This is a genomic window from Methanosarcina sp. (genome assembly GCF_035390745.1).
Taxonomy (GTDB): Archaea; Halobacteriota; Methanosarcinia; order Methanosarcinales; family Methanosarcinaceae; genus Methanosarcina.
In genome coordinates this window covers 1-13745 of sequence record NZ_DAOOUJ010000015.1, presented here as the reverse complement: position 1 = coordinate 13745, position 13745 = coordinate 1, and the positions used below count along the sequence as shown (strand labels likewise).

The 13745-nt window shown below is 40.1% G+C and carries 10 protein-coding genes and 2 pseudogenes; 7 read left to right on the top strand and 5 right to left on the bottom strand.

Annotation, left to right across the window (positions count from 1 at the left end; translation table 11 throughout):
• Window positions 1-367 precede the first annotated feature (367 nt).
• Both PLL47_RS05755 and PLL47_RS05750 read left to right on the top strand, forming a co-directional pair.
• Window positions 368-1684 (top strand): YVTN family beta-propeller repeat protein, encoded by a 1317-nt coding sequence (locus PLL47_RS05755; protein WP_324445249.1) that lies wholly within the window; start codon window positions 368-370, stop codon window positions 1682-1684.
• Window positions 1685-2024: 340 nt separating this feature from the next.
• Window positions 2025-2822, top strand: coding sequence for an ATP-binding protein (locus PLL47_RS05750; protein ID WP_324445248.1), 798 nt, complete (start codon window positions 2025-2027; stop codon window positions 2820-2822).
• A 20-nt stretch (window positions 2823-2842) separates the two neighbouring features.
• Here the strand turns inward: PLL47_RS05750 and PLL47_RS05745 are convergent, their stop codons facing one another.
• Entirely contained in the window at window positions 2843-3058 is a 216-nt protein-coding gene (locus tag PLL47_RS05745) for a hypothetical protein (protein WP_324445247.1), read from the bottom strand.
• Window positions 3059-3306: 248 nt separating this feature from the next.
• Between PLL47_RS05745 and iorA the strand changes: the two genes are divergently transcribed.
• Together iorA and PLL47_RS05735 are read left to right on the top strand one after the other, a co-directional pair.
• The gene (gene iorA / locus PLL47_RS05740; protein ID WP_324445246.1) at window positions 3307-5109 is read left to right on the top strand and encodes an indolepyruvate ferredoxin oxidoreductase subunit alpha; all 1803 of its coding nucleotides are present in this window, start codon (window positions 3307-3309) and stop codon (window positions 5107-5109) included.
• Entirely contained in the window at window positions 5106-5708 is a 603-nt protein-coding gene (locus PLL47_RS05735) for an indolepyruvate oxidoreductase subunit beta (RefSeq protein ID WP_324445245.1), read from the top strand. Before iorA ends, PLL47_RS05735 begins: the two co-directional genes overlap by 4 nt.
• 89 nt (window positions 5709-5797) lie before the next feature.
• On the opposite strand, the gene PLL47_RS05730 is transcribed toward PLL47_RS05735, so the two are convergent.
• Window positions 5798-6373, bottom strand: coding sequence for a VanZ family protein (locus PLL47_RS05730; protein WP_324445244.1), 576 nt, complete (start codon window positions 6371-6373; stop codon window positions 5798-5800).
• A 642-nt stretch (window positions 6374-7015) separates the two neighbouring features.
• Here PLL47_RS05730 and PLL47_RS05725 point away from each other — a divergent pair.
• The gene (locus tag PLL47_RS05725) at window positions 7016-7957 is read left to right on the top strand and encodes an MraY family glycosyltransferase (protein ID WP_324445243.1); all 942 of its coding nucleotides are present in this window, start codon (window positions 7016-7018) and stop codon (window positions 7955-7957) included.
• Between the two features lie 111 nt (window positions 7958-8068).
• Here PLL47_RS05725 and PLL47_RS05720 read toward each other — a convergent pair whose 3' ends face one another.
• The 3 genes and pseudogenes from PLL47_RS05720 to PLL47_RS14960 all read right to left on the bottom strand — a co-directional run.
• Window positions 8069-8611 carry a cohesin domain-containing protein gene (locus PLL47_RS05720; protein ID WP_324445242.1) on the bottom strand — a complete coding sequence of 181 codons (543 nt, stop codon included), beginning with the start codon at window positions 8609-8611 and terminating at the stop codon, window positions 8069-8071.
• Between the two features lie 180 nt (window positions 8612-8791).
• Complete coding sequence (locus tag PLL47_RS05715) at window positions 8792-10756, bottom strand: putative Ig domain-containing protein (protein ID WP_324445241.1); 1965 nt, start codon at window positions 10754-10756, stop codon at window positions 8792-8794.
• Between the two features lie 333 nt (window positions 10757-11089).
• Window positions 11090-11656 (bottom strand): annotated as a pseudogene (locus PLL47_RS14960) (right-handed parallel beta-helix repeat-containing protein); the annotation flags it as partial.
• A 460-nt stretch (window positions 11657-12116) separates the two neighbouring features.
• Here PLL47_RS14960 and PLL47_RS05710 point away from each other — a divergent pair.
• Both PLL47_RS05710 and PLL47_RS05705 read left to right on the top strand, forming a co-directional pair.
• A pseudogene (locus PLL47_RS05710) lies at window positions 12117-12663 on the top strand (IS630 family transposase); the annotation flags it as partial.
• 562 nt (window positions 12664-13225) lie between these two features.
• Window positions 13226-13714 carry a reverse transcriptase N-terminal domain-containing protein gene (locus PLL47_RS05705; RefSeq protein ID WP_324445240.1) on the top strand — a complete coding sequence of 163 codons (489 nt, stop codon included), beginning with the start codon at window positions 13226-13228 and terminating at the stop codon, window positions 13712-13714.
• Window positions 13715-13745 lie beyond the last annotated feature (31 nt).

The following is a 13745-nucleotide window of genomic DNA, read 5'->3' as shown; positions in this document are numbered from 1 at the left end:
TCTGTATCAAATAATCTATATGTTTGAGGCACTCAATTTTAGTTTCTTATGAGTTCTGAGGCACGAAAATTGAGAGTCACGGATTAAATTCTGGGTTTTAAAACTGATTTTATTTCCAACTTCATAAATTTTAGAACCATTTTCGTGATCAGGAACTCAACTAATTATTTTTAATTCGATACTCGAGAATGTAATCTTGAGTTTTAGTATTACTCATATTATACAAGTATTAATTATATATTGCAATATATTCTTTTAAATGGAAACATTTACATATTAATTTAAATTATATGATTACTTGTATTTTTTTCAGTTATTTTTTATTGATAACTTTTTTACTGATAATTAACCAGATAGGGGGGTTAAAATGAAAGAAATAGCATGTGAAAGTGTAAGAAAAGGGTATTTCGTAACTGTTTTAGGAGTAATTGTTCTGGCACTTATTATGCCAGTAAGTGTTACAGGCGCATCACCTTTTGCATATATTGCAAATTATGGAGATAACACTGTTTCTGTAATTGACATAGCAACAAGCACTGTTATTGCTACAGTACCCGTAGGACTCAGTCCTTATGGGGTTGCAGTCAGTCCAGATGGAACAAAGGTATATGTTGCAAATCAGGACAGTAACAATATTTCCATTATTAACACTACCGCCAATACTGTCACGTCTACGGTAGGTGTCGGAGCATATCCCTGCATGGTTGCAGTCAGCCCTGACGGATCAAAGATCTATGTGGCAAATAATTTCGATGATACTGTTTCCATAATTAATACATCAACCAACAATGTTACTGATACTGTAAGTGTAGGATCGCGTCCTATAGGGGTTGCAGTCACACCTGAAGGGGCAAAGGTATATGTGACTAACTACTTTGGAAACACTACTTCCGTAATTGACACTGCGACAAACACTGTTATAGCCACGGTTCCCGTGGGAACCGGTCCTCTAGGGATTGCAGTCACTCCTGACGGGACTGAGGTGTATGTGACAAATGGTATCAGTAACGATGTTTCTAGAATTAATACAACAAGCAATACGGTTATAGCCAGCGTGCCTGTAGGAAACGTTCCTGGAGGAGTCGTAATCAATCCGGAGGGAACGGAGCTGTATGTGGCGAACAATTATGATAACACTGTTTCTGTAATTAACACAACAACAAATACTGTTACAGCCACGGTGGACGTAGATAGTAATCCCGAAGGAATTGCAATCACCCCTGATGGAACAAAAGTATGCGTTGTAAACTGGGGCAGTAATACCACCTCTATAATTAACACATCCACCAGAACTGTTGAATCTACTGTACCTGTTGGAAACTCACCTTATGCCTACGGGCAGTTTATAGGAGGATACAGGATTGAAGATTATGTTCCAAATTATGCAGGTGGAGCGGTTCTTCATATAAATAATGAACTTGGAGTAGATATTCTGGTAGCCTGGACAAATTTAGAGTCCAAAGAAACCGTCTTCAAGGTAAATGTTCCTTCTTGGCAAACCAGCACAGTTACAGCTCCTTCAGGTAATTATGATGAATACGTCCTAACATATCCATCTCTTAACTGGTATTATGCTGGACAGGATACACTGGAATCTGATTATGAGTATAATATTACATACTATACCGGGTCTAATGGAATAGCGCTTCAACCAATAAATGACAGTGAGGCTCCGATAATCTAACCGATAAATATTAATTAATAGCTTATTGCAAAGGAACATCTCTGGAGCGGTGGCGTGAACCTGCTCCTTTACTTGAAGCGGGGGGCGCCAGCGCAACTTTGATTGGGTAAAAATTCCTTAACCTGTGACCAATGCTTTAGACTTTTTCTTTTATTTTTGGCTATTTTCCTTTTGAACTTTAATCCATCACTTATTATCGTTATTTTATTATGTGAAGAATCTATGTTTAGTTCTCACGACGTTCTTTCTGAGAGATTTTTTTTCATTCACGTTCAAAAAACAACTTAAAGGAAGTACTTTTAATCCTGCAGGATTAATTACTGAAGCAGGTGAACTCTATATGAAAATCGCAGTATGCGGAAAAGGCGGAAGCGGGAAGAGCACCATTTCTGCGCTCCTTGCAAAGCAGATGGCAAAAACAAAGAACGTGCTTGTGCTCGACACCGATGAATCCAACTACGGGCTGCACGGCCAGCTCGGGCTTGAGGCTCCAAGAGACCTTATGGAGTACTTCGGTGGAAAACAGGGTTTCAAGCAAAAGCAGAGAGCTCCGAAGACTGCCTCTCTCGGCGGGCTTGCAGTTCCAGGAGCTGCCGCAGGCCAGCAGAAGTCCCGCTTTTTTGAAGAGCGGTGGAGCTTTACCGATCTGCCTTCGGAATTCGTGAAAGAAAAGGGACAGATAAAGCTCATGGCAATTGGCAAGATCCACGAGTTCGGAGAAGGCTGCGCCTGCCCCATGGGTGTCCTTACCAGAGAGTTTCTGGAAAACCTTGACCTCGCAGAAAATGATATCGTTATCGTGGACACGGAAGCAGGTGTGGAACACTTCGGGCGAGGAGTTGCAAAAGACTTTGACACGATCCTTGTCGTTATTGACCCTTCCTTTGAATCCCTCAAGTTGTCCAAAAAGTTCGACGAACTCGGAGAACAGGCCGGAAACAGGGTTTTCTTTGTGCTGAATAAGGTCGAAGAAGATATTAAAGGTGAGCTTCTTGAAGCGGTTGATTCTTCAAAAGTTGCCGCGGTAATTCCTGCAGACCGTGAGCTTTTCAAGGCGTCCCTGAAAGGTGCAGAATTCGATATTGAACTTGAAGGGATTGCAAAGCTTGCAGAGTTTCTGGAAAAGTCAGTTCATTGATTCATTGATCTATTTACTGTTTACAGGCTCTTGGCAGTTGAGAAGTATTTTTCTCCTCCTGCATCCCTTTCTTTTTGATGCATCAAGTTGGGGTCGTATGGTAGTCTTAACCCCTCTGCTGTCTTAACCCAGTATCTGGACCCAGCCATGTACTTGCGGCTCAAATCTAATTTTTTTCCAATTACCTGAAGCAAGCTAATATTTTTTTCAAGGTTTATTCCAGAGCTTCCTTCCATATGCTTGGCTTTATGTCTGTACTTTACCTGATCCTGCTGGAGTAATTCTCTGGCAATTATCCGAAAGTATATTATTGATCGTGTTATTTGAATAAAGCAAAAGTTTACTTAATTTGCAGACAGCAGGTTTTGTTTACCGGAGCTGTCTTTTCCTTGACTTCTGATTTATTAACACTGATTAACAGATATCTGAATTTAAACTGTTATTAGAGTTGTATTTTATTGTTTAGCATATGGAGATCTTGATTATGAAAACGCGTGAGTATATGCTTGGAAACGTGGCTATTGCCCGTGGGCTTCTTGAAGGCGGCTTGCAGGTTATCGCAGGCTATCCCGGGACTCCTTCTTCGGAGATTATAGACACGCTTGCTTCCCGCAAGGACCGCGATTATCACATAGAATGGTCGGTCAATGAAAAGGTCGCAATGGAAGTTGCAGTCGGAGCTGCCTGGGCAGGGGTCAGGTCTGCCGTGACAATGAAGCACGTCGGCTTAAATGTTGCAGCCGACCCTTTCATGACTCTTGCTTATGCAGGCACAAAAGGCGGGCTGATCGCAATCGTTGCCGATGATCCTTCCTGCCACTCGTCCCAGAATGAGCAGGACACAAGGCGCTATGCCCAGTTTGCCCTTGTTCCCTGTTTTGACCCTTCAACCCCTCAGGAAGCCAAAGACATGCTTCCCTATGCTTTTGAGTTTTCGGAAAGGTTCGAAATCCCTGTAATTTTCAGGCCGACTACCCGTATCTCACATGGAAAGTCGGATATTGAGCTCGGAGAAATCCCTGTAAAAAAAGCAGCTCCACATTTCGAAAAACTTCTCGACCGCTGGGTTATGCTGCCCAAGAATGCACGTCCACGCCATACTCATATTCTTTCCATCCAGCAGCCAATGGAGGATGCGCTTGCGGAATCTCCATGGAACTCTCTTGAAATCAAACCCGGGGCAAAGCTCGGGGTAATAGGTGCAGGCATTGCATCCGTTTATGCAAAAGAGGCTCTGCAGGAACTTGAACTTGAGGCTTCTTTCCTTAAAATAGGAACCTATCCTGTTCCGAAAAAGCTTATTCTGGAACTGCTGAGCACTGTTGATACAGTTCTCATTTTTGAGGAGCTCGAGCCAATTGTAGAAGAGCAGGTAAAGATGGTTGCACAGGAGTCGGGGCTTCAAGTTTCCATTCTAGGGAAAACAGGTGGTTTTGTTTCGCGGGAAGGGGAGCTGGACATAAATTCTTTCCTTGATGCCCTGAAGAAAGCTTTTGACCTGGAAATCGAGCCTGAATCTGAAAAAATCTCCCTTGAACTTGCCCCGCGTCCGCCTGCTCTCTGTGCTGGCTGTTCTCATAGAGCAACTTTCTATTCTATGAAAAAGGTTTTTGGAAAAGATGCTATCTACCCGAGTGACATCGGCTGTTACACTCTTGGAATCCAGAGCGGAACTGTTGAGACCACGCTCTGTATGGGTTCAAGCATAAGCATAGCTTCCGGACTTTATCATGCAGGGGAAAAGCGCCCAATTTGCTGTTCCATAGGAGACTCTACCTTTTTCCACACAGGTATGAACTCTCTCCTGAACGCGGTTTTCAATAAAGCCAATATCACTGTCACCATTCTTGACAACCGCATAACTGCTATGACAGGTCACCAGCCAAATCCTGGAGTTGGCTATACAGTTACAGGAGAACCTACTGTCGAGGTTTCACTTGCCGAACTCTGCCGGGCTATGGGAGTCGGGTCGGTAACTGTCGTTGATCCCTACAAGCTTGAAGAGACTCAGGAAGCTTTCAAAGCTGCAAAGGACTTTGAAGGAACAGCAGTGGTTATTGCAAGGCAGCCCTGTGTGATTTCAGGTAAAAGGGCAGGGATCAGAAGGGTCCCGTACACTGTTGATCCTGAAAAGTGTGAAGGCTGCAAGCAGTGCATTAAATTCGGCTGTCCTGCAATCGAATTTGATGAGGATAATAAGTGTGCTGTAATTACTTCCCTCTGCAGCGGGTGCGGGGTATGTGCTCAGATCTGCAAGTTTGAAGCTATCAGGGAGGTGAAGAGATGAGCGGGGCAACAGGAGAGAAAAAAATCGATCTCCTTATCACAGGAGTCGGCGGACAGGGTGCAATCCTTGCATCTGATATTATTGGAAAAGCCGCAGTTATTTCAGGGCTTCCTATCCGGGCAGCAGAGACTCACGGCATGGCACAGCGCGGAGGTTCGGTTGTAAACCATATAAGACTCGGGACTGACCTTGGGTCAATGATTCCTAAAAAGGGCGCAGATATCATGCTTGCCCTGGAGCCCATGGAAGCAGTCCGGTACCTCGATTTCCTGAAAGACGGCGGAGTAATTATAGTAAACACGCAGCCAATAATCCCTGTGACCGTTACTTCAGGCATTGCAAAGTACCCTGATGTTCAGGAAATCCTTGACGTTCTTTCTGAAAAATATGTGGTTAAAGCCTTTAATGCGGATGAGCTTGCTTATGAAGCCGGGAACAGGCTTGCAATGAACGTGGCAATGGTCGGGGCGGTCTCCAGCTATTTGCCAATTCCGAAAGAGGCTCTCCTTGAGGGTGTAAAGGCACTTGTGCCGCAAAAAACGATTGAGATTAATGTAAGGGCTTTTGAAATGGGAAGGAAAAAAGTAGAGGAAAGTTAAACAGAGGAAAGCAAAAGCTTTCCTTTTCTCTTACAACTATTCAGGGTTTTTTCCTCATTTTTTAATTTTTTGCCTTTTTTTCTATTTTTTTAATCTACTGGCCCTTCAACACTCTTTTTTTTATCCAGAACCATTTTTAATGCAAGCACAAAAATGATTACGAAAATCTGTGCAAGCACCAGCCCTATGAGGTTTGAAACGGCATCTGCAACACTTGCAGTACGGTAAGAAAGGAAGCTCTGGAATATTTCGTTCAATATGCCGTAAGAGGTTCCGATGAATATTGCACAGACTGCCGAATATCTTACAAGTGCAGGGGTTTTTGAAGTTAAAAATACAAAATACAGAAGAACTCCAAATCCGAAATATATCCCTATATGCCCCGGGTCTAAGGATGCTTCCTGGACAGCGTGCAGACAATCGATCATGAATTTCGATATGGATGACATGTCGTTGGCGACAAGAACGTTTCTAAGCGGGTAGCCAAGGCCGAATTTCAGAAAATGTTTTAGATCTCCTATCTGGGAACTAACTGAGAGGTAAAAAACCATAATCGCATATAAGACAGTAATTACAATAAAAAAACGGGATTTTTCAAGTTTTACCATTTTATCTCTAAGGGTTATTGCATGTACGGGATTTAAAGGCTTTGTTTTAACAAACAATTAGCAGTAATATTCGAACAGTGCTTCTTATTTATCTTGTGAGTTTCCTGCTTTATAGATCAGAACTGTTTATATTATCCATAAATTGGTTGCTGGAACTTAATCTTCGGGTAGTAAGAAATAATTCTTAACTTTTCCATCTTTGATTTAAGTATCTTTTACTATTTTCAGCATTGATCTAATAAGAGGTTTCCGGGTTATTTTTAAGTTTAATTGTGATAACCATTTCTTTCTGTTTATATGTCTCTGAAATATGCGCAGTAGTCGGAAAATATTTTCTAAGTAACCTGTGGGCATCTAGCCTTGTCCTTTTATGTGGATGTCTTCTCCGTGCATCGAAATCAATATGTATAATGAGAACTGTTTAGGATTGTTTAACTGCATCTTCTTTAAAATGGAGGTTTTCAAAGTTTCTCTTAGAATACTTATATTTTTTAATCCACTCAAAGCTGTTATGCGATTCTGCGCATCCAGACTGGATATATTATGATAAATATTTTCGATAAGTATTTTCTATAATTATGCTTAAAATGTTTCGAGTTTAAATGCAGACTTTATTTTCGCGTCAGATAAAACATGAAAAGAAGCGGTGAGGGCAAGTAAAAAATGATATTGAATTCTGTTTCATTTATTCAAAATATTATGCTTACAAGCAATTTCCTTGTTCCGTTAATAATAACTGCGGTATCAATGCCGTACTTTATCCGGAAGCTGACCGAAAATAATATTGTAGCAAAGGACGTTTACAAAAAAGGCCTTCCAACCGTAGCAGACCGCGGGGGGACTGCAATTCTTTTGATTGCAATGCTTTCCCTTTCCATGAACTCACTCTTTTTCAAGTTCACGTCCACAAATTATGTCGCAATGATTGTTATTGCACTTTTCGGGTTATTCGGTATTCTTGACGATATGATCAATATCGGCAGGGCATCCAAGTTTTTGATAATGTATTACTGTTCTTATCCGCTTATCCAGTACGCAACCCACACTGCGGTTACCCTTCCAAGCGTTGGAGATCTCGAACTCGGAATAATTTATCTGCAGTTAATTGTCCCTACATATGTGCTGGTGGCGTCAAACCTTGTTAATATGCATTCCGGATATAATGGGCTTTCTTCAGGACTGGCTATAATAGTTCTGGTCTCGTTGATTATCAAATCGGTTATGATAAACGATATAGAAAACATAATCTCTGTTGTCGCTATCACCGGAGCTACTCTGGGTTTTTACTTCTATGAGCGGTACCCTGCTAAAATTTTCTGGGGGAATGTCGGGTCGCTTACTGTAGGGGCTGCAATCGGGGCTATTATTGTTATCCAGGGCTTTATCATAAGCGGCTTTGTTATGCTCATCCCGCACACGATTAATTTCCTTATGTATGTCTACTGGAAAATCAAAAAGTATCCTCATGTTAAATTTGGAAAAATCAGGGAAGACGGCACTCTGGAAGTTCCCAATAATCTTACTTTAAAGTGGGTTTTGCCTTACTATTACAGGTTAAATGAAAAACAGGCGACCTATGCAATGTTTCTATTGACTTCTGTTTTCTGCGTTGCAGGAATTTTACTTCCTGGAAGGCTGTGAAAGGTTAAAAAAGAAAAATTCGAAAGCCCTGGAAACTTGAATCTTTTGGAAAATTTAAGGTATTTCAAAAAAATGAAAATTGAAAAATCTGAAGAATCGATTCTTCAGAACTTAGCCCAGAAGGCTTTCGATTAACGAGCTCAGTATTCCTCTCGGTCTTTTAGGCTCTGAGACTGTAATGCTCGTGTTTACCAGCCTTACATCCACAGGCTTTGATGCAGAGCTGCTTATAGTTACGTTTTTCAGATAGAACTGCGAAGTACCCTTCACCCCGGAGTTTGAAGCCAGAGTAATGGTTGCAAAGGTCCCGGGAGTTGAAACGCTGGAACTTCCAAGAATACAGCCGTATACGTTTTTAAGGGTCCCGTTTCCTGTCTGTCCAGGGCTGAAAAGCGTGTTCTGACCGCTCTGGCTGAATAAGTTTCCTTCAGTTACACCTGCTACCTGGAATAATGAACCGTCATATTCAAGGTCGAACTGTATTCCTGAGATCTGTGTATCCGGGGTTACGACAACGTTCAGTGTGATATTTTCCCCTGCATAAACACTTTTGGATGACGGCTGAAGTGATACTTTTGATGCCGCTGCTGCAGTTGAGCTTAAAAAGGCAAGAACCGCAATTAATGCAATTAAACTAACGATAATCTTTCTCATTTATCCCACTCCCATCTTGTTTTTTAACAGGTTTCAATTTTACTTTTTAATTTGTTTTTTACTCAATACCTTAACCCCCTCAGATTTGTATTGAGCATCGAAGCTTAATCTTTTTTATTATGAAAGTAAATCAGTGGACTGGCACAGGAAATTATGCCTGCGCCGATCCTTTCATTTCTTTTACTTTACAAGTTCTCCAAAGTGGTTTCCGACCAGAGTGAGGTCAAGTATATTGACAGCACCGTCCTGATTAACGTCGTAGCGCGGGTAAGGCTTGCTTACAGTTGCTCCGTAGTTCTTGCTGACGTTTGTTACGTCCAGGATATTTACCACGCCGTCTTCATTGACGTCCCAGCGCGGGCGGCACTCGCTTATGTAAATCGTGTGCTGAACTTTGACTTCGTCAATTCCGTCGCTTACAACCACTTCTATAGTGTGGTTTCCGCTGCTGGAATAGTCGGTTTCCCAGATATATTCCGTGCCGGTACTGCATACCACTCCGTCGATTCTGATTGAGTAGTTCAGAGCCTGTCCTTCTGCATCAGATGCGTTTACTGAAATTCCTATTCTTTCCCCTTCACTGAAGGACGACCCGTTAATGGGCTGGAAAGAACTGATGACTGGCGGGTTATTCAGTTTGTTTACTGTTACAGTGACATTCTCGGAATCTGTGAGATATCCGTCGCTTACTTCAAATGTCAATGTATAAACTCCAGCCTGCCCTACAGCCGGTGTCCATGTAAAGTTTCCGGAAGTTTTGTTGAAGCTGGCACCTTGAGGAAGCCCTGATGCTGAAAGAACGAGGCGGTCTCCGTCTGCATCCTTAGCACTTACTTTGAAGGTCAGGGTGCTCTTTTCGTCAACCGATTTGGGGCAGCAAATCGTACTCATTACCGGAGCAGTGTCTATCAGCACGGTTGCGTTTGTAACAGTATACGGAACTGATTTTGAGTCTGCATCACTGATAAGCACATTTGAGAGGCTGAACTCTGCAAATCCCGTTTTGCTTCCTGCAGTAAGGTTAACGGTTGCCATCGTGCCGGGTGAAGATACGTTTGATGTACCCAGGATGAAGCCGTAAATGTTTTTGACTGTTCCGGCGCTGTTGTTGATAGTTCCTTTGCTGAATATTGTATAAGCTCCGCCCTGTTTGAGAAGGTCCCCTTCTGTTACATTATTGACTGAAGTTTTTGAGCTGTTGAACACAAAGTCAAGCTGGGTGCCGGAGATTGGAGTTGAAGGATCAACCTTGATGCTGAGATCAAAGGATTTTTTCGGTTCAATAATCTGAATCCGTGATGTGATCTCAATGATTGCTTCTGGTGTTATTACTTGGTCCTTGTTTTCTTTTTGAGTTAAGATTATGTTTGCGTTTGAAATGTTAATCTTACAAACATTCAAACATATCGAACTAGAATTATACCCTTCTTTTGAAGCATTAATTGTTAATTTTGAATTTGACGGTACAGTAAATTCGTAGTATCCGTTAGTATCTGTTAAGACTACTTCAGGTGTGATATTATTAGATACGGAAACATTTGATATTGAAGAACAGTTTGTTTCTCTAATATAACCAGAAATTGTGCACAAGCCATCTGTATCTGGTTGTTCAGTGCTGGGTTGGAACATGAATGTGTGATTTGTATTCCACGTACCGTTATATTTCCACTTTAAAATACTTTTTGAGTTGCTTTCTCCTTTTCCACAATACTCACTGTCCATATAGATGTCGTATATCTTATTTGATTCATTCACTGTTATGTTTATCCATGTAGGGTTTTCCACAAAGGACGAGCCCATTGTGATTTTGTATGTATCATTTATCAAATCATAATTATTAACTGCAACTCCGTCTATATATCCGCATGAAGGTTTCAATTTTATGTTATATGTTTGTATAACCTTACTGCCAGATGAACAGGTGAAGTTGCTTTTATATGGATAATATCTTGCACTGATCCCATTTGCAGTGAATACTGTACCATCTGTATATTCGATATCAAGTCCATCCTTATCTACATAAACTTTATATTTTGTTTTTTCGTGTATTCTAGCATTTTGTAATTTATTGTTGCCGTTTAAAAACCTGTACTCTGTATCGTTATCTATGGCAGTAACATTGTTATTAGTTACTAAAGAGTCCAAGACGTTCAATTGCATTTGATATGCATAAGCATCTCCCCATATGTTGTTATTAGAAATTGTTACATTTGATGTGGGGTCAGTTATCTTTATATGACGATTTGAAGAATTAGGTGAATATATGTTATATATAGTATTATTCTCTATTATTGAATTGTTAGTTGGATCATCGAGATGTATGCCAAAACTCACATTATAGCAGGTATTGTTTTTTATATATACATATCCTGAATTGTTGTACCCATCGACGGTTGTTTGATGCGAGTATATAGCAGGCCATATTGAATCATGGTAGGTATTGTTTTCGATAAATATGGTTGTAAAGTTGTACATAAGATCTGTCAGTCCATGCTCTAATCCACAACCTATATTGTTATTTGTGATGTGAATATTTTCTGTTGCTACTTTTGTCCCAGAAATTTGTATAGAGTTCCATCGCATACGTGAGATTTTATTGTTATCCATTGACGAATTTTTTGTGTCTATAAAGCTTACAGATGTCCAATACATAAAGTCGAATGTACAGTTATTAACTTTGCACTCTTTACTATTTTTAAGATAAATACCGTTTTCGTAATTCTTAAAAGATATCCCATCCACAATCCAATAACTAGTGTTGCTTAAATTAATTGCAACGCCACCTGTTTTATAATCTAAACCGTCAAGTACTGGAGTTCCGTTATATGCTCTTATTGTGATTGGATTATTTTGGGTGCCACTATTAGTAGATACAATGTTCTCACTATACCATATTCCATCTAAAAGACATATATTATCTCCAGCAATGACTTTCTGAACAGCATAAGACGGGGTCGCCCATGCATGTTCAGGACTTAAACCGGTGTCATTGTTGTTGCCTTCAGGCGCCACATAATAGTTAGTTGCACCTGCTATATCTGACATAGTCAAAAGAATGAAAATTAAAAAAAAAGCTGAAGTTATGTGAGAATAAATTTTGAAGGATTCAGATTTAGTTGTTTTTTTTTAATAATCGGCTGGCAGTTATATTTCTTTTCAGTTATTACTTTAATAAATAAATTAATGTTTTTCATATTTCCCCCCGAGTTTTATTAATTACTCTTATCATATTTTGGTCGTGTCCATAAGTTATTGATCAATTCCGAAAAAGCAAGTATATCCTCTGTATTTGAGAGAAATTTAAAGAGATTCTTATGGATATGGTTTTCAATAACTCATGCCCATTACCCATATTTTTTCCAACATTCTTAAACAATTTGTTCTTTATACTATTTGTAAGTAAAGTTAGATAATTATAAACTATTTAACAAAGCTTAGTCAATTATAGTCATCCCTCTATATAATGCAACATTTATATATCTGATTTGATAATATTAAGTTAGTTATGAGTTTGGAAATGTTTACGACATCCGATATTGCCATGGCTATATGTCGTTCATGTGATAAGAATGAGCAGTTGAGGCTTCAAGCGTTATTGTTGGTTAAAAATGGTCTGAGTCCAGCTAAAGTTGCAGAGGATTTTTCAGTTCACCGTTCAACAGTTCACCGTTGGATGAAACGAGCTGAAGAAGAAGGTTTGTACAACCTTAAATGTAAACCTGGTCGAGGAGTAAAGTCTTTTTTAACTGCAGAACAAGTTTTTGAGTTGAGGAAAGCATTATCAGAGCCAATACCAACAGACGATGGCTTTTCTCGTGGTTGGCAAACAAAAGATGCAATTCAATTTGTCAGAGAAAAATTTGGAATATCTTATTCCAAATCAAGAATGAGACAAATTATTAAAAATTTAGGGTTTAGTAGAATTACATGTAGACCTCAATCAAAAAGGCGAAATCAGGCATTAACAAACGAATTTATTGCTGAAATCAAAAAAAAGATTCCTGAATCCTAACCATTTATTCGTCACCCAGGATGAGAGTAGTTTTTATGTGGCAGTGTAGCGAAAGTTCTGTAAGTGCGACAAGAAGTTATGTCATAAATTGCCTTGTGCTACCCTTTCCATTTGGGGTAACCCTATTATGAGGTGCATCAGTAGCAATGCAGATGTGCTAAGCTCGTAAGACAATGTGGAGAAGCCTGAAAGTCTAATTTGGGTCATCTGCTAGGGTAAAAATGCCATGAAGAAACATATGTTGAACCATTGTACGGGTCGTGACTTTTGACAAGCGAAATTAGACTGATACGCTTGAACCAAACGGTATGAAAGCAGGCTGCGATGGTGTTACAGACATCGCAGAAAATGGACAGACGCTTTCCGGTCTATAGATGGCTTCTAAAGCATTTGCATTATTTAGGACATAAAACTTGGTAAACCCTATATGCTCCTTTTGTAATTAAAAAAAAAAAGAAGGTAGAGACCCTGTGAAGGGAATCAATGACATAGAGGGTAGAGGATTCAGTAAAAAGCGAATGCCAATCTGTAATTGATTGGATAGGGGTTCAAACTTTGCCTCGATCCGAAAGGATGCCGACTTACTGATGGTGTTCTATTGTATGAAAGGAGGCAAACTTTTGAATGTAAGTATTTCAACGATATCCCTCCAGGATAAGAAGCTTACAGACGCTCACCTTTCCCAGAAATGGAAAAGTATCAACTGGTATCAAGTAGAGAAGAGCGTTAATAAGTTGCAAACCCGAATTACAAAAGCAGTCTTACAAAACAAATGGAACCTTGTCAAGAGATTACAGTATCTATTAACTCATTCCTACTTCGCCAAACTTCTGGCAGTAAGAAGAGTCACCCAAAATAAAGGAAAAAGGACATCCGGAATCGATGGCGAGAAATGGTTAACACCTGACTCCAAGATAAAAGCTGCCCTTAGTCTCACTGGTAAAAGATACAAAGCAAAACCTCTTAAAAGAGTCTTCATCGATAAACCTGGTAAGAAGAAGAAACGTCCCTTAGGTATTCCCACAATGTATGACAGAGCTATGCAGTCTTTATACGCATTAGCCCTTCATGCGTCATCGGTTAAGCGTTAGACAAGCTCTTCTCTATGTGTTTTTATATAAT